The sequence below is a fragment of the Vibrio rhizosphaerae genome, from assembly GCF_024347095.1.
Taxonomy (GTDB): Bacteria; Pseudomonadota; Gammaproteobacteria; order Enterobacterales; family Vibrionaceae; genus Vibrio; species Vibrio rhizosphaerae.
Genome location: NZ_AP024903.1, coordinates 1,893,635 through 1,920,252, shown reverse-complemented (window position 1 = coordinate 1,920,252; position 26,618 = coordinate 1,893,635). Strand labels below are relative to the sequence as shown.

The following is a 26,618-nucleotide window of genomic DNA, read 5'->3' as shown; positions in this document are numbered from 1 at the left end:
TAATGACCGACTAACCTTTTTAGGCAAGTCAAAACTTTAGGAGAACAACATGGGTACTACGATCATTGGTGTTGACCTAGCCACTAAGGCTATCTAAGTATGCGTTTATTCGAACTCAAAGGTACTTTCTAATAGGGTGACACCTCAGTAATTTAGTGAATTCTTGCGTCAACAATCTCCATGTGCCGTGGTATTCGAATCTTGTAGTGGTTCTAACTATTGGGCTCAATACTGTCGTTCTGTTGGACATCAGGCCAAACTCATTTCTACTTGGCTAGTTATGGCGACAATGGCGTCAATAGTTAATTTTTCGCCATATCCGCATCCCACATAGTGCCATACCTTAACATTGAATTTAATATCACATCATTTTTTCACATAGCTAATGACTTTTCGGCTGACCAATATTCGTAAGCCTCTGATAAAGTGTTTAAAAATAAAACTATAAAAGGATATATAAGGAAGAATGGCAATTGCTTTTCCCCCTCGTTCGGGCAAAATCACAAGCTCACTATGCGGAGGAATCTATGGCGACATCTCTTTTTATTGGCGGGGCGCGGAGCGGGAAGTCGAGCTATGCGGAGCGTCAGGCGTTGGCGTTGTTGCAGCAGCGCTTGGATGAAGGGTGTGCGGCTCGGCTGCATTATGTTGCGACCGCGATTGCGTTTGATCAGGAGATGCAGCAGCGGATTGAACAGCATCAGCTTCGCCGCGGGCCGGAGTGGTGTCAGCATGAATCGCCCGTGATGCTGGCGCAGACGCTGGCACAGTTTCAGCAGCAGGATATCGTGCTGGTCGATTGCCTGACCTTGTGGCTCAATAACGTTATTTATAACGATGGTGAAACCGCCACCAAAGCACAGATTGAACAGTATGTTCGGGCTTTGGTCACCGCGCTGCGCGACTCTCCGGCGACGATTTTATGTGTCTCCAACGAAGTCGGTCTCGGCATTATCCCGATGGGTGAAATTTCCCGCCTGTATGTTGATCATGCCGGGTGGATGAATCAGGCGATTGCGGCGTTAGCCGAACAGGTGACCTTTATGGCGGCCGGTTTGCCGATACAACTGAAAGGTGCTTAACGGTTAGTCAGGCGCAAGCACGTCGCGGAGTGCCTGTAGCAATTGCTGGTTCTCTGCTCGGGCGCGAATGGCGACGCGGTAGTATTGTGGCGATAAGCCCCGGTAGTTGGCGCAGTGGCGGATCAGGATGTTGCGCTGCATCAGGGCGTGTTGTAAATCGAAATCAGCCCGGTGCAGGCGAAAGAAAATATAGTTGGCCGCGGGCGGATAAACCGTCAACCCCGGTAACTGAGACAAGCCTTGGAACAGGTAAGATTGCTCGCTGTGCAGCCAGTGATAAGTCTGTTCCGCATACCCATCGTCTGCAAACAGGATTTCTCCGGCCAGTGCTGCGAAGGCGTTAATCGTCCACGGTTCACGTTGATTGCGCAGTGCAGCCAGAACCGGCTGATTGGCTGACAACAAATAGCCGAGCCGCAGCCCGGGAATGGCGTAAAACTTGGTCATCGAACGCAACACAAACAGGTGCGGATGGTGTTCCAGCACATCGGTCAGCCCCCGATGCTGCGGTAAAAAATCAATAAATGACTCATCCACAAACAGCCTGATCCCCAACTGAGCGGTGCGTGTGACGATGCGTTGCAGTAAATCAGCTTGTGGCATCAGCCCGGTCGGGTTATTCGGGGTGCAGAGGAACAGACAGTCCAGCCCTTGATGCAATGCATCCAGTAAACGCTCAGTGAGCACAAACCCTTCACTCTCCTGCAAGACAAACCCTTCAATCTCACACCCGACCCGGGTCAGCGCTTGGCGATATTCGGCAAATGTCGGTTCGACAATCAAGGCGTGGCGCGGCTGCGTGTGCAGTACCCACTGATAAATCAACTCGGTCGCACCATTGCCTGCGACCACATAACTGGCCGGAAAACCGCCTTCAGAACGGTGGGTCTGAGTGGCATGGTGACGGGCAATCGCCTGATGGAGGTGCTGGTAATCAATATCCGGGTAGCGTTCGACACAATCGATCTGAGCGATCAGGGCTGCGCGTAACGCTGGCGGCATACCGAGCGGATTGATATTGGCGCTAAAGTCCAGTATCTCTGCTGCGGTTTGGCCGTATTTCTCTGCCATTTCCCGGGTGTTCCCGCCATGTTGTCCGCTTTTTGCCATTGAATCGTCTGTGTTATGTCTGTCATCAATGGCTGACAATGTAGCGGATTCGCGATTGAAGCGCCAGCTCAGGCCGATGCTGTCGGTGCGTCGGGTGTTGCTGACGAGGTTTGGCCCCAGTGATAAATGGTCCAGTTTGGTTTGCCTTCGGCCTGCTGCGCAAGCGCCGGGGCCGGGTTGATCAGATAGACATAATCGGCGTGTCGGCACAGTGGTAAGTCGTTGATGGAATCGGTATAGAAATGCACGGCAGAGAAAGATTGCGATTGACTCGCGAGCCAGTCGTCCAGTCGGCGGACTTTGCCTTCCCGATAGCTGGCAATACCATCAATCTCGGCGGTGTAACGTTGATCGACGGTGACCAGATCAATGCCTAACGCATCGGGGATGCCGATTTTTTGCGCCAGTGGGCGGACGATAAAACTGACCGTGGCCGAGATGACGAGCATCGGAATCTGTTGGGTGATGAGGTCGCTGATCAGTTGCTGTGCCTCATTGAACAGCCGCGGCAGAATTTGAGTTGTCACGCAGGTTTCGGCCAGCGCATCGACGGTGGTTTGCGGCAACTTGGTGAGTGGAGCAAGAGTAAAATTCAGATAGGTCGCCATATCCATCTTGCCGGCGGCATATAAAGCCATCATCTCGCGATCCCGCGCCAGAAAGTCAGGGTCGGTGACGATACCTTGCTCGACTAAAAACGTATTCCAGATCATGGCACTGTCGCCGTCAATCAGGGTGTCATCCATGTCGAACACATATAAAGGGTTGGCCATCTTAATCTCTCACCGGTTGAATTTCGTTTAAGTTAAATAAAAGTTCCAGCGGATGTCCAACCGGAAATAATCGTTCTGAAGAGCGGTTGAGCAGATCAACGGTCAGGTGTTGATCGCCGATTGCGGCGGTATAGCGAATCACGTTTCCCAGTAGCTGATGGCTGACGACGGTTGCCGCCCGCGGCGCTGAAATGTGTGCGTCATACTGACGGCCCGGCTCTTTGACATAAATGGACTCGGGACGAATCGCGACCTGACCGGTGCTCTCAATCCCGAACCAAGTATGGGCTGTCAGGGCGTCAAGCAGATTGTAATGCCCCATAAATTGCGCCACAAAAGTATTGGCCGGTTGGGTGTAAATCTGTTCCGGGCTGCCTTGCTGCACGATCTCGCCCTGATTCATCAGAAAGATTCGATCAGACAGTTGCATGGCTTCTTCCTGATCGTGAGTGACGAAAATCGTCGTCAGGTTGAGTTCTTTCTGAATGGCGCGGATTTGCTGGCGCAGCACCTTTCTGATTTTGGCATCGAGCGCAGAGAGCGGTTCATCCAACAGCAGAATACGGGGCCGGACGATTAACGCTCTGGCTAACGCAACCCGTTGCCGCTGTCCGCCGGAGAGTTCATGAGGATACTGTTTTTCTTTGCCTTGTAATTCGACAAGTTCGATAAAGCGTTGTGTTTCCTGGGCAATGGTTGGCTTATCGAGGCCTTTCATCTTCAGGCCGAAACCAATATTGTCGGCCACCGTCATGTTGGGGAACAGCGCATAAGACTGAAACACCATACCGATTTCCCGTTGCTGCGGTACCTGACGGGAGATCTCGTGGTTATCGACCCAGATCTCTCCCTGATCGATGGCTTCAAGCCCGGCGATACAACGTAACAGAGTCGATTTTCCGCAGCCGCTGGGGCCGAGCAGGGTAATGAATTCCCCTTGTTCAATGGTGAAATCAATCGCTTGAAATACGGCATGCTCGCCGAACACTTTGGTGAGTTGATTGACATGGACATAACTCATAGTTGAACTCCCCGGTTAAAGCGGCTGGCAAGCCAGGTACAGATAAAAATAAACAAGAAATAGGTCATCACCAGTGCTGAGGTAAAGTGACCGCTGGTCTGACGCATGTTGTACAAATACACCTGCAACGTTTCGTAACGGGTGCCGACCAGAATGTTGGCAAACACGAATTCACCGAGCAGGAATGAAAAAGAGAGAAACAGGGACGCCATCAGGCCTTTTTTTAAATTGGGCAAAATAATATACCAAAATGCTTTGGTGGTGCTGGCACCGAGCAGGTGAGCAGCATCAATCAGGTCGCGCAGGTGAATCGCCATCATATTGTTGGCAATGGCGCGGTACATAAATGGCAGCGCGATGGTGAAGTTGGTGCCGATCAGAATCCACGGCGTGCCGACCAGAACGATGTCGCTGTCGGCATAGCGCTGGAGCAGCCCGACCGAAGAAACCACCGGCGGCACGGCAAACGGCAACAAAATCAGAATATTCATGACTTTATCCAGCTTCGGATAGTAATAAAAAATCACGAATATCATTGGCAGAATCAGCACGGTTGCCAGCAGCAGTGCCGAGAGACAGACAAATAATGATCGGCCGAATGCTGCCAGAAAACGCGGATCGCTGAGGAGCTGAATATACCAATGCAGGGTAAACCCTTCGGGGAGGATCGAGGCTCCCCAGCGGGCGGAGAGCGCATAGGCAAATGTGGCTGCGATGGGGATCAGCAGGATAAAGAGGATCCCGTATACCACACTTTTATGATAGATCTGATGCGTGTTTTGCATGCGCTTTCCTTCTCATCGAACGGGGTGTGGCGGAACGGCGTTTGGTCTGGCCGGTGTGGTTACTTTGGGCGATCAGCCATTGATTGATGATGGTGACGAAAGCCAGAATCGCAATCAGTAACACAGAAATCGCCGCGGCAAGATTGGGTTCGAGAAACAGATCACCGGAAACCAGACTGGCAATGCGGATGGTGATCAGATTGTAATTGCCGAGGGTGAGGGCATACGCACTGGCATAGGCCCCGATAGCATTGGCGAATAGGATAATAAATGTCCCGAACAGCGCCGGAGCCAGTACGGGCAGGGCGATTCTCACCCAGTATTGACGTGTATTGGCCCCGAGCAGTGCAGCCGCTTCCTGCCAGTCTTTTTTCAGGGCATCAAATGCCGGATAGAGTAACAAAGCGCCGAGTGGGATTTGAAAATAGGTATAAATCGCCAGCAGTCCCCAGCGGCCATAGAGGTTGAATTCATCGAGAATACCGAGTTGGCGCAGAATCAGCGTCAGTGCGCCATTGGTGCCGAGAATAATGATAAAAGCAAACGCGAGCGGCACACCGACAAAGTTACTGCTCATATTGGTAAAGGCAATCACGGCATCGCGGATGCGGCTGTTGAGATGACGCAGCGATGAAACCAGCACGGCTGCGATCAGCAAGCCGATTAAACTTGACCAGAGAGCCAGCCATAAACTGTTGCTAAACCCTTGCTGAATAAAGGGCGAGTCTAAAATTTCCCGGTAATTGTCCAGCGAGAACTGAGTGCCGTCACTGAAACTATTGGTGATGACCCACGTCAGCGGCGAAACCTGAAAAAGGTAGAACACGACCGCAAACGGTACTAACCAGAGTAACGGCCGCCATTGTTTCAGCCGCATGAGAACGGTGTCGGGCGATCTTTGGGATGGTGAAGACAAACTCATCGAAGAACACCTCCCGCGATGGATTTTTGGTGGGTCAGTCCCAGTAATTCACAAATCACACCACAAATATCGGTCTGGGCGATTTGAGCCGCTTGGTGGCTAAAATGGTCACCGATCACCAACAGCGGGACTTCGCGCTCTTCCGGCAAGGTGCCACCGTGCGAACGGTCATTGTTCATGCCGTGGTCACTGGTGATCAAAATCTGATATCCCGCTGCCATCCATTGTGGCAAGTGGTCCGATAAAATCATATCGGCTTTGCGGGCGGTATTGCGATAATGAGCAGAATCGAGACCGGCGTGATGACCGGCATCATCAATATTCATCGGGTGGATCAGCAAAAAATCCGGGTCATAGTGACGGCGCAGGTATTCGGCATCGAGAAACAGTGCTTCGTCGGGGTAGTGATCCCAGTGATAAAAAATGCCGTGCTGAATATTCAGGGTCGGGTCGTTGGTAAAGCGATCTTCGACCGGATGGTAGGGGGAACGGTTATACAGTTCGCTAAACCAATGATAGGCCGCCGCGGCCGTTTTTTTGCCTTGCTGGCTTGCCAGACTGAACACCGATTCATGATGGGAACGGCGGTTGATCTGATTGTGCACGATGCCGCTTGCGACCGGCGGAACGCCCGTCAGTAAACATTCATAAAGTGGCCGGGATAATGAGGGCAGTTCACAGGTGAGCGGGTATAAGGTGGCTTGCTGCGAGGCGATCAGACCATTCAGGTAGCCCAGACACTGCCGGGCTACTGAAAGGTTGAGGCCATCCAGAACAACAAGGATAACTTTATTGTTCATCGGGTTGCCTTACTGCTGGTGGATGAGGACATTTTCCTGCCATTGACGCGGCAGGCGGCGGGCGGATTTTTCCCATGCATCGAAATTTTTAATCGGATGCACATGTTCGTACTGTTTGTTATCAAGTAATTTGGCTTTGGTTTCTGCCGGTAGCGCAATATTGGTGCGGATCGGGCGCGCATAACCGTTGGCAAGGTTGATTTGCCCTTGATCACTGAAGATATATTCACGGGTCAGTTTTGCCGCATTCGGATGTTTCGCGTATTTATTGATGATGGTGGTATAGCCGGAAATGACTGAACCGTCCTGAGGAATACTGACCGTGAAGCGAGAGCGGTCAATTTTATCGCGGTAGTTGAGTGCGTTGAAGTCCCATAATACCGCGACTTCCACTTCACCTTTTTCCAGATTTGCCAGACTCGGTGCGGTAAAAGACAGACGGCCTTGTTCAGCCAGTTTGGCGAAGAACTTGAGAGCCGGTTTTAGATTCGATTCATTACCGCCGTTGGCAAATGCAGCGGCTAACACCGCATTGTTGGCTTGCGAGGCAACACCGACATCACCGATGGTGACTTTATACTTGCCAGTGAGCAGATCAGCCCATGTCTTGGGTGGGTTTTTGACCAGATTATTGTTCGACATAAAGGCGATGGTGCCGGTATAGGCAAGCGCCCAGTAACCGTCTTTATCTTTTGCCCAGTCAGGAATCTCGTTCCAAGTCGATGGTTTGTAAGGCTGAGCGACACCTTTTTGTACCGCAACACGGCCGAACGCGAAGCCGACATCACCGATATCGGCAGTGGCATTGTGTTTTTCCGCCGCAAATTTGGCAACTTCTTGCGCTGAACTCATATCGGTATCCTGATGTTGCAGGTGATATTTGCTATTCAGATCGCGCCAGGTATCTTTCCAGTTGGCCCAGCTGTCGGGCATACCGACACTGTAGACTTGTCCTTCCGCTTTGGCGGCTTTCACCAATTCATCAAGCGACTGGGTTTTTGCTGTTGCATGAAAGGCCATTGCAAGGGAAAGCAACGATGTAGTTGCCATTATCATTCGGGGAGTACGACGTAATTTCATAAAGCCATCCTTTGGACTAGTTCAGTTTGCTTGCATTTCATCCTATTGAGCAAATGTGACGATTCCTTGGCTGTTTTCTAAATTATTTATGACAGATTGATGAAGATTTCAGTGCCTGTCTTGCTTGGATGGCAGGCTACCCTTACATTGAACGGTGTTCATTTGGACTAGTTCAGGTAAAGATAAATTAATGACACAACTGACTAAAATTAAAGATGTTATTCGGGAGCAGATTCGCGGCGGGACGATTAGCAGCCGCCAGAAATTGCCGTCGGAGCGAGAGTTATGTGCGCTGTTTTCAACCACGCGGATTACGGTCAAAGATTCGTTGGCATCTCTGGAAACCGAAGGCTTAATCTACCGGGAAGAACGCCGGGGCTGGTTTGTGTCCCCGCCCCGCATCCATTACAACCCGCTGTCCCGCAGTCACTTTCATCAGATGATCAGCGAGCAGAACCGGATTGCGGAAACCCATTTAATTCAAGTTGAAAGCCGCGTGGCGAGTAGTGAGGAAGCCAAGTTACTGGCACGCAATGAAATGACGCCGCTGCATATTATTCGCCGGTTGCGTTTGATTGACGGGCGCGTGGTGCTGTATGTAGAAAACTGCCTGATTGCCCATTGGTTTCCGGGGATTCTTGAAGAAAATCTCACTCAGTCACTGACCGGACTATACCGGGAAAAATATGGCTATGTGACCAGCCGCTCCCGCTTTGATGTGATTTCAACCGCAGCAACGCCTGAAGTGGCGAAAGCATTAAATATTGCTGCCGGTCAGCAGGTCCTGAAAATTTGTCGCGTGAATTATAAACAAGACGGGGCGATCATCGATTGTGAGTTTGAGTATTGGCGGCCCGATGCCGTCATGATTACCATCGATAGTCATACTGACAAGGCATCATGTTAACACTGCGTATTTTATAAAATGATGAGTCTGTCAGTGATCGACTACAAGAGTGTAGGAGCGCGTCTATTTGTCATCGTGCGGTTCAACCACCAAAGTCGATTGATAATCATATGGGTTTAGTTGCATTTTTATCATTAAGATGGGTGAATTTTTTGAGAACATTGCTGATTATTTTCATTTTTACGATGTTTTTTCATGGATTTGCTAGGCTAAAATAGTCAGGGTCTTATCTCACAACCATGTGTATACCAAGGATTGATTGCGAATACATGGTCGCGTGGTATATGAAGTGATTGATATATCAAGGAGCATTCGGTGGAACCAAGGATTAGTATTATCACACTCGGTGTGAAAAATTTAGAAACTTCATATAACTTTTATGCTGCACTCGGCTTTACTTCCCCTCAGAAACCGGCAGACGGGATTATTTTCTTTAAGACGGGTGGTGCCTGCCTTGCGCTTTATCCGCTGGAAGAACTGGCGGATGATGTTTCTCCTGAACTGGCTGCTCAATGTTCGGGGTTCTCTGGTATTACGTTAGCCCATAATACGCGTTCAAGAGAGGAAGTTGATGAAGTCTTGGCACTGGCAGTCAGTGTCGGTGCCAAGTTAGAAAAGCCCGCTAAGGATGCATTTTGGGGGGGCTATAGCGGTTATTTTTCTGATCCTGATGGTCACTTATGGGAAGTGGCTTATGGCGACTGCTGGGATTTTCATGAAGATGGCAGTCTGGTGATCCAGTAGCAAAACCGCTCTTTCGCATGCGCCGTCGGAGCCGCACGGGATTGCGTTTGGAATGACAAAACATCGGTTTGCATATTGATTGGCTCAGATATCCGATCAATATGCATAAAAATTCGTGTTAATTGAGTCGTTTATCTCCCAGCTTTGACCAACATCTCAGGTTCGCCGGGCCGAAGTCGCTAGAATGTCACCAGTATCGGACGGTTGTCGATTCGAGTTATTTTTTGATGTTGGCGTCTGCCAGCATTTTTTAATTTTTTGGATTTGAAATTTTTAATGGAGGATTTTATGCCTTATCAATTTGCGTTGATTGGCGATATTGGCGGCACAAATGCCCGTTTGGCATTATGTGAACTGGCATCAGGGAAAGTCAGTCAGGCAAAAACGTATCCTTGTGCCGAATATCCGAGCCTTGAGTCAGTAATCAAGCATTATATTGAAGCATCAGATGTGGCTATTCAGCAAGCCTGTATTGCAATTGCTTGTCCGGTGCAGGGTGACTGGGTATCGATGACCAATCATAGCTGGGCGTTTTCCATCGAAACCCTGCAACATAACCTTGGCCTTGAAACATTTCAGGTGATCAATGATTTTACTGCTGTCTCAATGGCGATTCCGGTACTTGCTGAATCGGACGTGGTGAAAGTGGGTCAGGGCGCAGTGGTCAAAGGGAAGCCGGTTGCGGTTTATGGTGCAGGAACCGGACTGGGCGTGGCGCATTTACTGCCGGTGAACGATCAATGGCTCAGTCTGCCCGGAGAAGGCGGTCATGTGGATTTGGCGCCGGGGAGTCAGGAAGAAGACCAGATTTTAGCGGAGTTACGCAAAGAGTTTGGTCGTGTTTCAGCGGAACGATGTCTGTCGGGACAAGGCATTGTCAATCTGTACAATGCGGTGGTGCGTGCCGACGGACGGACGCCGGAAGCATACATGCCGAAAGATGTGGTTGAACAGGCTCAGGCCAACACGCAAGCGGATTGTCGCAAAGCGCTGGAACTGTTTTGTGTTCTGATGGGGCGCTTTGCCGGAAATCTGGCACTGAATCTTGAAACTTTGGGTGGTGTTTACATTGCCGGTGGCGTTGTGCCCCGTTTTGTCGACTTCTTGCTCGATTCACCATACCGCACTGCATTTGAAGATAAAGGGCGGTTCAAGACTTATTTAGAGAACATTCCTGTCTTTGTTATCACCCATAAAGAACCGGGATTATTAGGTGCCGGTGCTTATCTGAGACAGTCGCTCGGTTTGTCTTTATCTGCGCAGTAATGTCTGATGAAGTGAGCAACGAATAAAGTGATCGACTGATCAAGCGATCAATGCAAAAGAAAGTACCGATGAAGGGCAGCGTTCATATCAGGACGCTGCCTTTGTTATTTTAATTAAAGTTGTTTCACTTCAGGGTGATATCGCCCCGACCAGCTGCCTGAATTGGGCATTACTGGTTGTTTTTTGATCGCTGGCTCATATTTTCAGGAAAGTGTACTGCGCGTTTAGTGGCATGAGGCGCTGATTTTTGGTTTTACTGCTCGCGCGCTCAGTGCGAAAACTGATAGAACCACAGCAAGGCAAAACACAGCAATAGCATCGTAATTGCGTAACGCCAGTTCATTTTAAGCAGGCTGATCGCACTGATGTCATAGCGAGACTGAATACTGAGCTGAACCCCTGAGAATGGCGAGAGTAAAATACCAAGTGACCAGCCCATCAATAACGTCATACCTAACAGGTTGGGATCATGAACCGATGGGGCAAGTAAGCTCCCGGCGAGCACCACGCTGGTGACCGGATGCATCCCCGTCATTGCCAGTGCAACCAGAATCATCACGGTAATGCTGGCTTCCAGCGAGCCGAAATGCGGTGGGGCAAGGTGGATATTTAGTGATGATAGCGTTGCCGCGGTTCCGGCCGCTAACAACGCTGCGGCTGCAAATAAAGCGACTTCACCGGCAGAGCCGACAATACCTGACTCGATATGTTGTTTAAAACGGAATAATCCGCTGAGTCCGTCACTGGTGAGTAACCAAATAAAAATAAACAGGATAGCCGTCAGGGTGACCAGTGTCAGAACGCTGATTTGCGGTTGCCATTCATGCATGCCGATGACAATGAATGCCAGCAAGCAAGGCATCCACAGTGAATGCCGGGCAATCGGATAACCGTGCAGATCTCCGGCGTCCGGCTGCCGGAGAATTTCCCATGCACTAAAAGCGATGGCGGCAATACTGATTGGAATACCATACAGCACCAGTGTGCTGAGTTGCGCTCCCGGAGAACTGATCAGTGCCAGTCCCATCGCAGCAAAAAAAGGCGACCAGAATGCGCAGATACAGAATGCCCGGAGCAATAATATTCCCTGCAAAGGGGTCATACGACGCTGACTGGCAAGCCGATCGCCGACAATAATCACAGAAGACATATTTAACACAGCCCCGAAGAGGTGTGTCCCCAGTAAGGTCCGAAGTAATGCGCCTTTCCCTTTGGGTAAGTTCTCTTGACTGTGAATGCTTGCGGTGGCAAAAATTTTCAAAAAACCGACCCCAATCAGCATATTAATCACTTTTTGATTGGCTTCTATCGCCTTGAAGATGTAACTGATGTCAGCCTGATTCAATAGTCCGAATAGCAAACCGGCGAATCCGATCCCCAGTAAAATGAATATTTGCCTTTTTTGAGTCGTTTTCAGGGTTGGGATTAACACGCAGGAAACCAGCCAGATCGGGACGCCAGCCCAGTAGGCGGGGACAGAATCACTGAAGGTGGAGGCGACGGAGAGGATCAGACTGAGCATCAACATCCAGCCACAGATTGCTGCTATTTTTTCTTTCATGGTTGAATCTACCGCAACACATATACGCATCGTACATCGCTGTCGGTGTGCGCTGAACCGCATCACCACAGGCATATACACGGGTTGACACTGATGCATAAAAACCGAGACACAGCAATATCAAACGAACAGAGATGATAAGAATTTGATCTCATATGATTCAGTGCATACCGGCAATCATACGCATTGATAAACAACACAGCAATAAATTCTTTAGCGATGACTCGCGTTTTTTGACAACATTTTATAATGACCATCGCTGCTTTAAGCATAAAAAGTTACAAGTAAGAAGCTACAAATAAAAAGCTGAGAATAAAACGGGTATATAACCCAAACGGCGTGGTGGTCTTGCATCTGTCCATCTGAGCAATGTATGGAACCGTGATCAGGCGCCGTGGTCTGGAAAAGTGCTGTCCACAAAAGTGTATTTATCGTCCATTTAATGGCATAACAGACTGCGCACATTTGTGATAACAATTACTTTTACAGACTTCCATGACGTAGGTAAACTCGATGATAAAACCGAATGATTCACGTATACCGGCTGATAGGAAACCAAATGGTGTAATCGAGGGACAGGGATGAGTAGCGGAAAATGTCTTGAACAAGCCACAGCTTGTGATCATTGTGACTGGGTCAATGTGATGCCAGCCATGCAAGCCGGAGAAGAACTGCATTGTGCCCGTTGTGGTCATTTGATTGTCACATGTCGTCCGAACGTCCCGCAGTTGCTATTGAGTAATGGGTTATCAGCCGTGCTGATGTTCATTATGTCGCTCTGTTTTGTTTTTCTTGGGTTCTCTTCACAAGGCAGCCATCAGCGAATCTCCTTATTGGATTGTATTTATGGTCTGATGGGCGAACATTACATCTCTCTCGGGATTATTGTGACCCTGACTTTGTTGGTGTTACCGGTGGTTTATCTGAGTGCAGTATTGTTGACTGCTCTGGCAATGCGTCAGGGCAAGCTCCGCTCGGTTCATTATGGATTGACGCACACGCTCAATGCGCTGAAACCCTGGCTGATGGTGGATGTTTTTCTCCTCGGCGGGCTGGTGGCTTTAGTGAAACTGCAAAGCTTGGCGGAAATTGAGCTGGGGCTGTCTTTCTGGGCTTTTTGTGGCTTTACGATTTGCTTATTCAGGACGGTCTCTTTGGTCGATAAGCGCTGGATTTGGCACGGTTTATGTGGCCCGGCCCCGGCGGTCGCCGTTCGCTCCGGCTCGGCATTGTCTCAAGGATTAAAGGGGTGTCAGTATTGTGGGGCGCTGATGAGCGCAGAGACGCATCAGTGTACGCGCTGTCACCATATTCTGCATCAGCGTAAACTCGGTAGCCTGAACAATACGCTAGCGTTACTGATTGCATCTTGTGCCTTGTACCTGCCTGCCAATCTGTTTCCGATTATGATTACGACGTTTCTGGGAACCAGTGAGCCTTCAACCATCATGGGCGGCGTGATTCTATTGTGGGGAATGAAGTCATATCTTGTGGCCAGTGTGATTTTTGTTGCCAGTATTTTGGTGCCGGTAATGAAGATTTTGATGTTATTTTGGTTGTGCTGGCAAATCCGTTTTGGCCGCGGAGAGCATGAAAAACCGACCCAACGTATTTATCACATCACAGAATTTATCGGGCGTTGGTCAATGGTTGATGTGTTTGTGGTCGCAATTTTGTCTGCGTTGGTTCAGCTCGGTGCCATGATGAATATCATTCCCGGTGTTGCTGCTGTTTCGTTTGCTGCTGTGGTGATCCTGACCATGCTGGCAGCTATGTCGTTTGATTCCCGCCTGATTTGGGATAAATCTGAGGAGATCACCATTTGAGTCACTCATCATCTGCTACAGAATCCGCTCACCGGATGCACTTTAATTCAATCTGGTTCGTGCCTTTAATTGCTGCCATTGTCGCTGGATGGATGTTAATTGAAAACTGGTCTCGGCAAGGGCCGGAGATTATTGTTGTCGCAGAAAATGCCGATGGATTAGTCGCCGGAAAAACCAAAGTGAAAGCGCATAATGTGGATGTCGGTGAAGTGACCGATATTCAGCTTAGTCCTGACTTTAATCATGCGATTATTCATATCCGAATGGAGCAGGGCTCTGAAGCCATGTTGAACAGTAAAAGCCAGTTCTGGGTGGTGAAACCCAGAGTCGGGAAAGAAGGGATCAGCGGACTGGGCACCATTCTTTCCGGTGCGTTTATCAACGTCAATCCGGGCAAAAATGGTGAAAAACGCGAACGCTTTACGATGTTGAAACAACCACCGTTATCGACGGCTGATAATCAGGGGATTCGTCTGACACTTTACTCGACCGATAACGCAAAGATGGAGGTGGGTTCTCCCGTCCATTTCCGCGGGTTTGAAGTCGGTTATATCGAGAATGTTGATTTCGATATCAAACGCAAAGCAATTACTTACCACATTTTTATCAAAGCGCCTTATGATGCGCTGGTCCACAGCAATGTACAGTTCTGGATGACACCGGGGCTCTTGATTGAAGGCACCGCAAAAGGGTTGGAAGTGCGGATGGACTCACTGCAGACGTTGTTCTCCGGCGGGATTTCATTTGGCACGACGACAGATAACCAGAATTCCGGCACTCCCGTCAAAGACTTAACTGAGTTTCGTCTTTTTTCTTCTAAAGAGGCCGCAGCCAATAACCGCTATGACAAATACATTGATTACATCATGTTAGTGCAGGGTAGCATCAGTGGCCTGCTACCGGGCGCACCGCTGGAATACAATGGCGTTCGTCTGGGGACGGTGGAAGAAGTTCCGTATCATGGGGCTGGCATTGAAACCGCCGGGGATATTCGTATGCAGTCCATCCCGATACTGGTTCGTCTGGAGCCTCAGAGAATCGCCTCTCATTTGAGTGATAAAATGATTGATCTGGATGAGTGGCGCAAGATGTTTGCTCAAGGATTTGACCGGGGAATGCGGGCGACGCTGACGAGCAGTAATCTGTTAACCGGTGCCAAAGTGGTGTCGATTATGTTTGTGAAAGATCCTCAGCCGGTGACTGACACAACGTACCACGGATATCCGGTTTTCCCGACGGTAAGTAATGCTCTGGCATCGATTCAGGAAAAAATCACCGTGATTCTCGATCGTCTGGCCGCACTACCGATGGACAAAACCGTGGACCAACTGAATCAAACACTGGTTTCTGCGGATGATACGTTCAAAGAGCTTCATGAAGCGAGCAAGAATTTGAAAAAACTGCTGTCACAAGAAAAGACTCAGGCGATCCCGGATCGGTTAGTGAGCACATTGGAAACCTTGAATGAAACATTAAATGATTATCAGGCTCAAGGTGCGGTAGGGCAGAATATTCAGCAAAGTCTTGATGCCATACAACGTAACCTTGAAACATTATATCCATTACTACAGGACTTACGCAGACAGCCGAACTCGATTATTTTCGGCAAGCAGAGTGAACAGGATATCGAGCCGAAAGTGACCAAAGGGAGTACAAAATGAGATTGACAGGACGTGTGGTATTACTATCGCTCATGCTGGTATTACTCGGCGGGTGTTCGGGCCGTACTGCATTGGAAACGACACAATATTTGCTACCGATGCCGGAGCAGGTGCCGGCTCTGAAATCATCCCCCCGGATCGACCTGCCGATTCAGATTAAAACGATTAAAATGCCGGGATATCTGGACAAGCCCAATATTGCGATGGTTGATCCTGACGGGCAGGTCTATCTGGCATCACAACATTTATGGGCTGAATCACTGAGTTCTCAGCTGGAAAAGATGACGTTAAGACGGCTGAAAGAACGGCTACCGACACTCACTTGGATTCCGTCTTATCAGTATATTCGCCCCAACTTATTGCTGGATATTGAAGTCTATCGTTTTCATGCCGACAGAGGTGGCAAAATCATCGCCTCCGGACACTGGTCGCTCTGGTCAGCGTCGAAACAGTTGCTCTATGAAGCGTCATTTGAAAAAGTTGCCATGATGCAACAGAGTGGCTACCCGGCCATGACTCAGCAACTTGCCCAAATTTGGCTGACACAAATTGTGGATCCGATTGCCACTACATTAGCAACTCGCCCGTAAATGATGTCTGACTCCGGACCTGAAAGGGTCCGGGGCTTATCCTTTCTGTCTGATGCTGTTTTGATCGCATTACTCATCACCATCGCATGACGATCTTATGATCAGCAATGTTCCTGAACATCGATGAATTCGCTTTGTGACCGATCCGACCCCCATCGATGAATCGCTTCTTTTCTTGATATTTTGATTAAAGAAAAAGTGATAGATGTCGTTAAAATGATGTAATCATGACTTTTTATTTCATGATTTTGGGGCGAAGGTAGAATGAAATCTTGATTCCGCTCCCAAATGACCTATGGGTATATGGTTCGGAATACATCGCAGATACGTGATAAGCGTCGTTTAATATTTGATTTCAGACGTCTTTCACAGAACTTTCATTCTGTTTTTGTAAGGTTCACCTATAGTTAGAAGTAAGTCAGAAACAGAAAAAAATAATTCCAAAAATAAGTCAGTAGAAAAATAGGGCATATGACCGAAATCCAATTTCTGTCATATGTGATGCATTACACATTAAAGTAACAATGAAGATTGTTTCATAAACTTAGGGAGTACTTCCTATGCAATTGAGTTTGAAGAGGAAGATCGTTCTTTCTGTCGTCGCTGCGATTACTTTAACGGCCACCATTTTAGTGATCATTAGTTACCAGTCGTTTAAGCAAGACAGTTGGCGGGCTATTCAGAGTGAGAGCCGCAATACACTGATGGCCTATGCAAAAGGGATCGGTGCATGGTTTTATGATAAGCAATTAGCAATTACGGGCCTAAAAGATGAAATCGAACAGAATCCATCCTTAGATGTTGTTCCTCATTTAAGACAAACGTTTACATCCGGCGGATTCGGTTTGAGTTATTACGGTAATGAGAAAGGGGAGATGTACAGACAAGACCCCGCTTTGAACAAACCTGGTTATGATCCACGCGTCAGAGGCTGGTATAAGCTGGCGAAGTCAAAGAACGCAGCGGTCACCACAGATCCGTATGTTAGTGTGACGATGAAAAAGTTAGTTGTGACATTGGCAGAGCCGGTTCGGCAGAATGGTCAGCTTATCGGTGTTGTCGCATCGAATCTGGCATTGGATCAATTAATCAATGACGTCTTAAACATGAAAGTGTTGGGTGACGGTTATTCGATTTTGGTCAACAAGAAAGGGACGGTCGTTGCACATCCGAACAAAGAATTGATTCTCAAACCGATCAGCGAAGCGATCCCACAGTTGAACATTCAGTCGCTGTCTCAGGCCTCTGATTCAGGAAAGCCACTGTTCGTCGATATTGGTGGAAAAGATAAAGTGGTGATGGGGCAAAATATTGCACACACGGACTGGATGTTGCTGATGATTATGGATCAGGCAACACTGGAAAAACCGATGAATTCATTGCTGCTCAATCAAATCATCATCGCTATCGTGATCCTTGTCGTGATTGCATTACTCACATCCTGGGTTCTTTCCCGACAACTCAAAGCCATTGGTGATATTGGTGACGCACTGGCTGAAATTGCGGAAGGGAATGGCGACCTGACAAAACGACTGGACGTGGATCGTAAGGATGAAGTCGGCTTGCTGGCAGAACGATTTAACAAGTTTGTTGATCGGTTGCATACGATGGTCAAAAAAGTTCACGATGTGTCAATCGCGCTGAATCAGAAAGCAGACTCGGCTGCATCGGCGGCAACCACACGTAGTCAGCAACTGAAAACTCAGCAGGATGAAATCACGATGGTTGCGACGGCTGTGACGGAAATGGCTTCTGCAACCGCTGAGATTGCCGGTAATGCTGAAAACACGGCGAAGAGTGCCAACCAGTCGGTTGAGTTGGGTGCCGAGGGTTATGAGCAGATGCAAAAGAGCATGACATCGATTAACCAACTGGCCGAAGAATTGACTCGTGCTGCTGGGATTATTGGTGATCTTGAAGTACATGCGAATGAAATATCGACCATCTTATCGACCATTCGGGCGATTGCAGAACAGACGAACCTGTTAGCCTTGAATGCGGCAATTGAAGCGGCTCGTGCAGGTGAACAAGGTCGTGGGTTTGCGGTCGTGGCTGATGAAGTCCGGGTGCTGTCGCAAAGAACACATGCTTCTACAGAAGAGATTCAGTCGAAGATCGAAGGGCTGCAGAAAGTGACCAACAATGCTGTCAGCGTGATGCAGGCCAGTCATCATTTGGTTGAGAATAGTGTGCAAGACTTCAATCATACCGGTGACAAACTACAGATGATCAGTGAATCGATTACCATGATCAGTGATATGGCAACGCAGATCGCTTCAGCCGCAGAAGAGCAGTCTCTGGTGACAGCCGACATTAATGGCAATACTGAATCGGTCCGTGAAGTGAGTGACCAGATGACTCATGAAGCTCAGTTGGCGGCAGAAGAAGCCCAAGAGTTCCATCGTCTTGTCACCGATCTGGGCCGGGAGATCTCTCGTTTCAAACTCTGAAACAGGGTCAATCACGCCATGGCTGTTTGCTAATCCAAAGCCCTGATCATGTGTGATCGGGGCTATTTTTATCCATCGAATGGACATGCAAATAAGGTCGTTATAAAAAACGTCGTGATAAACACAATGATAGGGAAGTCAGAGATGAAAATTATTAATGCGCGTTTAAGAGACGCTGAAGGACTTTACACCATTCAAATTGAAGGTGGCATGTTTCAGAAGATTCAGTTGCAGCCACATCGGATTGATGACGTAGCTGATATTGATGCTATGGGAAAGTTATGTTGCGCGCCATTTGTTGAACCTCACATTCATTTAGATGCCGTTCTGACCGCTGGTGAACCGCGCTGGAATATGAGTGGGACGCTCTTTGAAGGGATCGAGTGCTGGGCGGAAAGAAAAGCGCTGCTGGATATCGATGATGTCAAACGACGCGTGCTGACTGCGGCTGAGTTGTTAATTGCTAACGGCGTTCAGTATGTTCGTACGCATGTGGATGTGACGGATCCTGAATTAACGGCACTGAAAGCGATCAATCAACTGAAACCTATCCTCCAACCTTATCTTGATTTACAAATTGTTGCGTTTCCTCAGGAGGGGATATTTTCTTACCCGAACGGCAAAGCATTAATGGAAAAGGCACTAGATATTGGTATTGATGTTGTCGGTGGGATTCCTCATTTTGAATTTACCCGGGAATATGGTGTTGAATCGATGCACTGGGTGGTCGATTTTGCCCGCCGCCACGGAAAACTGGTCGATGTTCATTGTGATGAAATTGATGATGAAAACTCCCGGTTTCTTGAAGTGCTGGCAACGGTAGCACTGGAACTGAATATGGGCCCTAAAGTGACCGCCAGTCATACAACCGCGATGCATTCATATAATAATGCCTACTGTTCGAAATTATTTCGGTTACTGAAAAAGTCACAAATTAATTTCGTCTCTTGTCCGACGGAAAATATGCATTTACAGGGACGCTTTGACGAATTTCCGAAACGGCGAGGAATCACCCGGGTCAAAGAACTTCATCGGGCGGGGATCAATGTCGCTTTGGCTCAAGACTCGATACAAGACCCGTGGTACACCTTGGGAAATGGCAAACTATTGCGTGAATTAGATTTTGCGATTCATGCTTGTCATATGATGGGATATGAGGATTTAGTGACTGCATTAAGCTTTATTACCGACCATGGTGCCAGAGTGCTGAATATTAGCGATCAATACGGAATTGCTGAAGGCAAGCCGGGGCATTTGATTATTTTAGATGGGACCGATGATGTTTCTGTTTTGAGAAATCAAAGTGAAGTGCTTTGGTCCGTCAGAGCCGGAGAAATTATAATTGAGCGTCAGCCTGCAATATTGAAACACAGCGTTAAAATGAATTCCTGTACTTAATATTGTTGATGATTTTCTAACCCAAACAAGTTAACCTGCTACAAATAAGAATATTCTTATTCAATAATAAACTGACAATCTACGTTCTATTACGACTCCTGCGAACACTGGGGAGCGGTTAAAAAATAATGCTAATATGATTTGAGAATTTGCGGCTATGAGTAGTGCTAATTCGCCTTTGGGAAATGAGCGACATTTATTGTGGATTATTCAACTGGCGCCAATATTTGTCGTTGGTTGTCTGGCACTGGTGCTAAATAGCTATCTGTATGAAGCGGACCGGCAACGATTAGCTGAAAATAGCAGTGCGCTGTACCATGAGATGATGCTTTCAGAGAAGTTGTTAACCCAACAACATGTCGCATTGATCCACAAAGAATTCGGCCGACAAAAGTCCTATCTGATGCAACATCTTCAGTTTCAGGTTCGTCAACGGGTTTATGACGCGTATGAACTCATCAGTCACCTCTATGATCAGGATAATGCCCTGTCTCCGGAAGAGATTAAACTTGCTGTGACACAGGCACTTCAATCTCAAGGTGAACTCCCTCGTTCCAGTTATTTTTTCATTCAGTCCCGTCACCAATCGGGCATGTTGAGTCAACCGCCTGAACATATTCAGGTTTTACCTGCCTCACTTCATCCCGATACGCCCGTCTCCGAAGATTTTTTAAAACAGATTGAACGTCAGGGAGAATCTTTTTTTCGCTGGGATGTACAGTCTCAGTTCCCTTCATCGTTATCGGAGTCCAGTCAGAGAGAGAAAATGGGATTCGGTAAGTATTTCTCTCCACTGGGATGGGTCATCGGAGCGGTCGAGAATGTTGCCGATATGGAACACAGCGTTCAACAGTCATTACTCAAATGGATTGATCAATATCCTTATGAACATGTTCGTCACCAAAGTGGTGGCACGTATATGATCTCGGTCGTTGACCAGAATGGGCGGGTGCTGGCCGATAATGAATCTATCTATGTCGGCAGACAGTTGAAAGATATCTTACTTCCCGAAGGGCATACCAATACCTGGCAATCATTCTCACAATCTCATCTGCCAAGTCGTTTTGTTCAGGGACGCATGGTATTCAGTCAAGGTTCGATGAGCGATGACTCGATGTTGTATATCGAGAGTCTGGGGGATTGGGGCTGGTATGTTGTCGCTGGATTTCCGATGGCGCGTTTTGACAGTTACTTCCAGCAGAAATTCGAACAGATCAAACAGAAAAGTGATCAAGCCTTGTCGAATATCGTTATTTTCAGCGTATTGTTTTCGGGGATCGTTTTACTGTTGTCTTTTTATATTGGCCGGCTGATCGCAGGCCGGTTCTACCGATATCAGGAAAAAATTCGTCAGCATATTGAGCATGTTGAAGATAGTCGGGATCAGATGCATTTTATGGCCATGCATGATGTGCTGACTTCGTTGCCCAATCGGATGATGTTCTTAAAAGGGATTAAAAAGGAAATTTTCAGGCTGCGCTCTCAATCCCAGATGCAATATCTGGTGATTGTGTTTGTTGATCTCGATGAATTCAAAAAAATTAATGATACATATGGTCATGCGATGGGCGATCAGTTGTTGATGAGTGTCGCAGAACGTTTCCGTCACTTACTGGGTAAACATGATTTGGTTTCGAGGTTCGGTGGCGATGAATTTGTCTTTTGCTTCTCGGCACTGAGCCAAAAATCGGATGCAGAACATAAAGTCTCACGGATACAACGGGTATTCGATGAGCCTTTTGAGCTGGGTGCCGTTCAATTACAAACAACATGTAGTATCGGTGCCAGTTTATATCCCGAGGACGGCAAATTAGCTGAAGAGTTATTAAATAAAGCGGATGTGGTGCTTTATCAGGCGAAGAAAAAGCAGCGGGGCAGTGTGGTGTTCTATAATCAGGAGATTCATGCTCATCTGCAACACTTTCTGGTGATTGAAGCCCAGTTGCAACATGCTTTGCGTAAACATGAAATGTTTATTTGCTATCAGCCATTAGTGCATGTCAAAACCTGGAATGTGCTCGGTGTTGAAGCTTTGGTTCGGTGGGATAACGATGTGCTCGGGGCGGTGAAGCCGGAAGAGTTCATCCATATTGCTGAAGATGTCGGTCTGATTTATACATTGGGCAACTATATCTTTGAACGGGCTTGCCGCGAGGTTTTAGCGCTGAGTCCGAATGGTCTTTATGCGTTAAGCCTGAATGTCAATGTTTCGGCAAAGCAGCTGCTGACCCCGGGATTTGTGAATGACATTACAGCAATCATTGAGCATGTCGGTATTGATATCAGCCGAATTCATATTGAAATTACGGAGAGTGCTTTTATTCGCGAATTTCAACAAGCCAGAGAGGTCTTATTCTCTTTGAGACGGGCTGGTCTTCGCATCTCGCTGGATGACTTTGGTAAAGGTTATGCTTCTTTGAGTTATCTCAATCAGCTGCCGATTGATGAAGTGAAAATTGATAAAAGTTTTATCGACAAGATGTTATGTAGTGAAGAGAGTTGCTCTCTGATCAAAACCATACTGGCGATAGGGCAGTCAGCACCTTTCCGTGTTGTGGCGGAAGGCGTAGAAACTTACGCACAATTGCTGGCATTGACCAATCATACGGCGACCGGCTGTCTGGTTCAGGGCTATTATTTTGACAAGCCAATGAGTGTCGAAATGATTCAGCAAAGAATGCGCTCTTCAAAACGTTGGGACTGCGGTATTCCGTCTGACTGAACGAAATCGATCAACAGCCCCTAGACAGCCGGTTCTCCTTGTAGCAAGATAAATTCGCATGTTATTGATATAAAATATGCTACTTATCAAAAGGAGAGTTCATGTATAGTCACATCGTCGTTGGTTCAAACGATATTGAAAAATCAAAAAAGTTTTATGATGCTATTTTGACGGTTTTAGGTTATCCGGCTGGCGTGATCGAAAAAGATCGCTGTATATATGCCAATGAGGAAGGGGTGTTTATCGTCACACCACCGGTTAATGGTGAGGAAGCGACTCACGGCAATGGCATGACCATCGGCTTTAAAGCTGCAAGCCCGGAACTTGCCGAGGCATGGCATCAGGCCGGTATCGAAAATGGTGGCGTTACCTGTGAAGATCCACCGGGCGTTCGTGAATATCCAACCCGGAAATTATATTTAGCCTATCTGCGGGATCCGGCTGGCAATAAACTTTGTGCGGTTCATCAGATTGCTTAATCTGCGTTTAAGTCCGCCTCATAAAATTCATCCCGGATGACCGGGATGAATTGTTTCCAACCAAAGATTGAGAGCACATCATTAAAAGGATGAATGGCCGAACGGACAAATCAAAGTACCGCTGCAATCGCTTTACACAGGGGTAACATGTTGTTCTTTGTCATCCCTGCGACACTGATTCGGCCAGAACCGACAATATAAATCCCAAACTCATCTTTTAGCTGTGCCACTTGCTCAGGATTCAGCCCGGAGAATGAGAACATACCGTTTTGACGGGCAATGAAACTAAAGTCTTGCTGCACGCCTTGCTCTTTTAAGGTCGCTACAAACAGATCGCGCATTTCCTGAATGCGATCACGCATTTCAGCGACTTCCTGAATCCACTCGGCATACAGTTCCGGATGACTCAGAATTGTGGTGACGACGGCAGCACCGTGCGCCGGTGGGTTTGAGTAGATTGCGCGAATAATACTCTTCACCTGAGAAAATGAAGTGGTGGCAACGTCTTTAGATTCAGCCACAAGTGTAAATGCGCCGACACGCTCGTTATACAGCCCGAAATTCTTGGAGAATGAACTGGCAACGAGTAGCTCTTGATTGTAACGGGCAAAGATACGCAGACCGGCGGCATCTTCTTCCACCCCTTTTGCAAAGCCTTGATAAGCAAAATCGAAAAGCGGAATCAGGCCTTTCTCTGCCACTAGCTTCGCGAGGGTTTCCCACTCTTCAGTGGTTGGGTCGATCCCGGTCGGGTTATGACAACAACCGTGTAATAAAACGATATCACCGGCATCGGCACCTTGCAGGTCGGCAACCATCGCTGAAAAATCTTTATCTTTGGTTTCTGCGTTATAGTAACTGTATTGAGCCGTTTCAAGGCCGGCTGCTTTGAAAACGCCATTATGGTTCGCCCAAGTCGGATTACTAATCCAGATTTTATTGCTGCTCAGGTGACGTTTGATGAATTCACCGGCAACGCGCAGTGCACCGGTTCCGCCCGGCGCCTGAGCGGTTTTGGCTCTTTGACTGGTGACAATGTCTGCATCAGCGCCAAACAGTAGTTTTTGTACTGCCAGTGCATAGTCAGCCATTCCTTCAATGGTAAGATAAGATTTGGTTTTCTCTGACTCGAGCAGTATGGCTTCCGCTTTTTTTACTGTCGCGAGGATTGGGGTTTGACCGGATTCATCTTTATAGATACCAACCCCGAGATTAATCTTCTCTGAACGGGGATCGCTTTTGAACTCTTCAGTGAGTCCGAGAATGGGGTCAGCCGGTGCTGCGACAACTTTTTCAAACATGTTTTTCATCCGTGTAAAATTGAAAGGAAATGGTGAATTTTTATGCCAGTTTCATGACATCGTCATGCAATTATTTATACATCTATGGCGATCTTGTTACAACCGTCCCTCGATGAAAAAAGTAAATAATTTCCGATTCTGTTTTTCTGGCATGGCAAAATGGTTTTGTGTCAGCAATCGCTGGAAATCCGTTGTAAGCAATGACAGGAAGGGATAATAAAAATGCCATCGTGATGATGGCATTTTCGGGCTGATGTAATTTCCGATACCAACTTGTTTCGGATTAGAAGTTCGCTGAACGCGGGGTTCTCGGGAATGGAATCACATCGCGGATGTTACCCATACCTGTGACATAAGAGACCAACCGTTCGAAGCCGAGACCGAATCCTGAATGAGGAACAGTGCCGTAACGGCGTAAGTCACGATACCAGTTCATACTTTCCGGTTCGATGCCCATATCGAGCATCCGCTGATCAAGAATATCCAAACGCTCTTCACGCTGAGAACCGCCGATAATCTCACCGATTCCCGGTGCAAGCACATCCATTGCAGCAACGGTTTTACCGTCATTATTCATCCGCATATAAAATGCTTTGATATCTTTCGGATAGTTTTTCACAACCACGGGTGCTTTGAAGTGCTCTTCCGCCAGATAGCGTTCATGTTCCGAAGACATATCGATGCCCCATTCAACCGGGAACTCAAACTCCTTACCGGAATCGAGCAGGATTTGAATTGCATCGGTGTAATCAACCTGTGCGAAATCTGACTCGACAAAGTTTTCAAGACGACTAATCACCTCTTTATCAATTCTTTGGGCAAAGAATTCCAGATCATCACGTCGCTCTTCAAGCACGGCTTTAAAGACATACTTCAGCATGTCTTCTGCAAGTTTGGCGATATCATCCAGCTCAGCAAAGGCCACTTCGGGCTCCACCATCCAGAACTCTGCTAAGTGGCGGCTGGTGTTTGAGTTTTCAGCACGGAATGTCGGCCCAAACGTGTAGATTTTGCTCAGGGCACAAGCATAGGTTTCACCGTTTAACTGACCTGAAACGGTCAGAAATGTCTCTTTGCCGAAGAAATCTTCATTAAAGTCTACATGACCTTGCTCAGTCAGCGGCAGGTTGGTCAGATCCAGTGTTGAAACCCGGAACATTTCACCGGCACCTTCACAGTCAGCGGCTGTAATCAATGGTGTTGAAACCCAGAAAAAGCCCTGTTCATGATAGAAACGGTGAATGGCCTGAGAAAGACAGTTTCGCACGCGAGCAACCGCACCAATCACATTGGTTCGAGGACGCAGGTGAGCCACTTCGCGCAGGTATTCAATCGAGTGGCGCGTTTTCGCCATCGGATAAGTGTCCGCATCTTCGACCCATCCAACGACTTTGACGGCTGTTGCTGCCAGTTCAAAATCCTGACCTTGTGCCGGAGATGCCACAATCTGACCGGTGACTTCAACGGAACAGCCGGTTGTCAGCTTTAAAACTTCGTCATTGTAATTATTGAGATTATTCGGGACCACGGCCTGAATCGGGTCGAAACAAGAGCCGTCATAAATGGCGAGAAACGAAATTCCGGCTTTGGAATCACGACGTGTACGGATCCAGCCGCGGACAGTCACTTCACTGTCAACTGCAAGCTTGCCGCTTAATACGTCAACAACAGGCGCGTACGTCATAGTAGTGTTTGTATCCTTTAGTTAATTAATTATTACAAATCAAAAAGTTATGCAGAAAGTGTTGGGGACGGTTTCTGACAGTCAGCGTTCTCCAGCACCAGTATCTCTTAACAATACACTAAAATTAGTGACTCTTGAATGGTTTAGGGTCAAGAAAGCCGGAGAAGCGTATCCTTTGATGACATTTTTAAGACATCTTGGACGATAATGGATGAACTTTGTGCAATCTTAGCGGGGGAAGGTTTCTATCCTCATGGTCAGTCATGCACGCATAGACTGACCGAACCATGACAGAGCGGCAGCAAGTTGTCTCGCCCTCTGCTATAAAATAGGGATAAAGAACTTATCATGGGTTGACTTTATTCCCTGTCTTGTCGATATCCGTGGTCAGGGGGCGTTTTAACGGGGGCCGTCATGGTCTGCACCGCGAATCATTCAGTATTCAATAAGGCCCGG

At 47.8% G+C, this 26,618-nt stretch carries 20 protein-coding genes and 1 pseudogene; 11 read left to right on the top strand and 10 right to left on the bottom strand.

Translation table 11 applies throughout. The features are described 5' to 3' along the window. Positions 1-527 precede the first annotated feature (527 nt). Positions 528-1,082, top strand: a complete 555-nt coding sequence (cobU, locus tag OCV37_RS08175; RefSeq protein WP_038179725.1) for a bifunctional adenosylcobinamide kinase/adenosylcobinamide-phosphate guanylyltransferase — start codon at positions 528-530, stop codon at positions 1,080-1,082. Between the two features lie 3 nt (positions 1,083-1,085). Here cobU and cobD read toward each other — a convergent pair whose 3' ends face one another. From cobD to OCV37_RS08140, 7 genes and pseudogenes are all read right to left on the bottom strand, one after another. Then, positions 1,086-2,192, bottom strand: a complete 1,107-nt coding sequence (gene cobD / locus OCV37_RS08170; RefSeq protein ID WP_038179727.1) for a threonine-phosphate decarboxylase CobD — start codon at positions 2,190-2,192, stop codon at positions 1,086-1,088. Positions 2,193-2,260: 68 nt separating this feature from the next. Then, on the bottom strand, positions 2,261-2,965 hold the full coding sequence (locus OCV37_RS08165) for an HAD family hydrolase (RefSeq protein WP_051680436.1): 705 nt from the start codon (positions 2,963-2,965) through the stop codon (positions 2,261-2,263). Position 2,966: 1 nt separating this feature from the next. After that, positions 2,967-3,986, bottom strand: a complete 1,020-nt coding sequence (locus tag OCV37_RS08160; protein WP_038179729.1) for an ABC transporter ATP-binding protein — start codon at positions 3,984-3,986, stop codon at positions 2,967-2,969. Further along, on the bottom strand, positions 3,983-4,771 hold the full coding sequence (locus OCV37_RS08155) for an ABC transporter permease (protein WP_038179731.1): 789 nt from the start codon (positions 4,769-4,771) through the stop codon (positions 3,983-3,985). The genes OCV37_RS08160 and OCV37_RS08155 overlap by 4 nt, the downstream gene beginning before the upstream one ends. Positions 4,772-4,811: 40 nt before the next feature. After that, positions 4,812-5,648, bottom strand: a pseudogene (locus tag OCV37_RS08150) (ABC transporter permease); the annotation flags it as partial. Between the two features lie 41 nt (positions 5,649-5,689). Next, entirely contained in the window at positions 5,690-6,493 is an 804-nt protein-coding gene (locus OCV37_RS08145) for an alkaline phosphatase family protein (RefSeq protein ID WP_038179733.1), read from the bottom strand. A gap of 9 nt (positions 6,494-6,502) precedes the next feature. Beyond that, entirely contained in the window at positions 6,503-7,513 is a 1,011-nt protein-coding gene (locus tag OCV37_RS08140) for an ABC transporter substrate-binding protein (RefSeq protein WP_370737063.1), read from the bottom strand. Positions 7,514-7,763: 250 nt separating this feature from the next. On the opposite strand from OCV37_RS08140, the gene OCV37_RS08135 reads away from it, so the two are divergent. From OCV37_RS08135 to glk, 3 genes are all read left to right on the top strand, one after another. After that, the gene (locus OCV37_RS08135; RefSeq protein WP_051680439.1) at positions 7,764-8,480 is read left to right on the top strand and encodes a UTRA domain-containing protein; all 717 of its coding nucleotides are present in this window, start codon (positions 7,764-7,766) and stop codon (positions 8,478-8,480) included. A 315-nt stretch (positions 8,481-8,795) separates the two neighbouring features. Further along, complete coding sequence (locus OCV37_RS08130) at positions 8,796-9,224, top strand: VOC family protein (RefSeq protein ID WP_038179737.1); 429 nt, start codon at positions 8,796-8,798, stop codon at positions 9,222-9,224. Positions 9,225-9,512: 288 nt separating this feature from the next. Then, positions 9,513-10,490 carry a glucokinase gene (gene glk / locus OCV37_RS08125; protein WP_038179739.1) on the top strand — a complete coding sequence of 326 codons (978 nt, stop codon included), beginning with the start codon at positions 9,513-9,515 and terminating at the stop codon, positions 10,488-10,490. Positions 10,491-10,758: 268 nt separating this feature from the next. Here glk and OCV37_RS08120 read toward each other — a convergent pair whose 3' ends face one another. Then, positions 10,759-12,051 carry a hypothetical protein gene (locus tag OCV37_RS08120; RefSeq protein ID WP_038179837.1) on the bottom strand — a complete coding sequence of 431 codons (1,293 nt, stop codon included), beginning with the start codon at positions 12,049-12,051 and terminating at the stop codon, positions 10,759-10,761. Positions 12,052-12,632: 581 nt separating this feature from the next. On the opposite strand from OCV37_RS08120, the gene OCV37_RS08115 reads away from it, so the two are divergent. The 7 genes from OCV37_RS08115 to OCV37_RS08085 all read left to right on the top strand — a co-directional run bounded on the left by OCV37_RS08115 (position 12,633) and on the right by OCV37_RS08085 (position 23,177). After that, positions 12,633-13,877, top strand: a complete 1,245-nt coding sequence (locus OCV37_RS08115) for a PqiA/YebS family transporter subunit (RefSeq protein ID WP_038179741.1) — start codon at positions 12,633-12,635, stop codon at positions 13,875-13,877. Continuing rightward, positions 13,874-15,538, top strand: coding sequence for an intermembrane transport protein PqiB (pqiB, locus tag OCV37_RS08110; protein WP_038179742.1), 1,665 nt, complete (start codon positions 13,874-13,876; stop codon positions 15,536-15,538). Before OCV37_RS08115 ends, pqiB begins: the two co-directional genes overlap by 4 nt. Beyond that, positions 15,535-16,128, top strand: coding sequence for a PqiC family protein (locus tag OCV37_RS08105; protein WP_038179744.1), 594 nt, complete (start codon positions 15,535-15,537; stop codon positions 16,126-16,128). The genes pqiB and OCV37_RS08105 overlap by 4 nt, the downstream gene beginning before the upstream one ends. A gap of 560 nt (positions 16,129-16,688) precedes the next feature. Continuing rightward, positions 16,689-18,578 carry a methyl-accepting chemotaxis protein gene (locus tag OCV37_RS08100; RefSeq protein ID WP_038179747.1) on the top strand — a complete coding sequence of 630 codons (1,890 nt, stop codon included), beginning with the start codon at positions 16,689-16,691 and terminating at the stop codon, positions 18,576-18,578. A 144-nt stretch (positions 18,579-18,722) separates the two neighbouring features. Then, positions 18,723-19,976 (top strand): cytosine deaminase, encoded by a 1,254-nt coding sequence (codA, locus tag OCV37_RS08095; protein ID WP_038179750.1) that lies wholly within the window; start codon positions 18,723-18,725, stop codon positions 19,974-19,976. A 157-nt stretch (positions 19,977-20,133) separates the two neighbouring features. After that, complete coding sequence (locus tag OCV37_RS08090) at positions 20,134-22,698, top strand: bifunctional diguanylate cyclase/phosphodiesterase (protein WP_084717441.1); 2,565 nt, start codon at positions 20,134-20,136, stop codon at positions 22,696-22,698. A 101-nt stretch (positions 22,699-22,799) separates the two neighbouring features. Continuing rightward, positions 22,800-23,177: a VOC family protein gene (locus OCV37_RS08085; protein WP_038179755.1), complete on the top strand. Its 378-nt coding sequence runs from the start codon at positions 22,800-22,802 to the stop codon at positions 23,175-23,177. A gap of 110 nt (positions 23,178-23,287) precedes the next feature. Here OCV37_RS08085 and OCV37_RS08080 read toward each other — a convergent pair whose 3' ends face one another. Together OCV37_RS08080 and asnS are read right to left on the bottom strand one after the other, a co-directional pair. Beyond that, positions 23,288-24,478 (bottom strand): amino acid aminotransferase, encoded by a 1,191-nt coding sequence (locus OCV37_RS08080; protein ID WP_038179757.1) that lies wholly within the window; start codon positions 24,476-24,478, stop codon positions 23,288-23,290. 283 nt (positions 24,479-24,761) lie between these two features. Then, positions 24,762-26,162, bottom strand: a complete 1,401-nt coding sequence (gene asnS / locus OCV37_RS08075; RefSeq protein WP_038179759.1) for an asparagine--tRNA ligase — start codon at positions 26,160-26,162, stop codon at positions 24,762-24,764. Positions 26,163-26,618 lie beyond the last annotated feature (456 nt).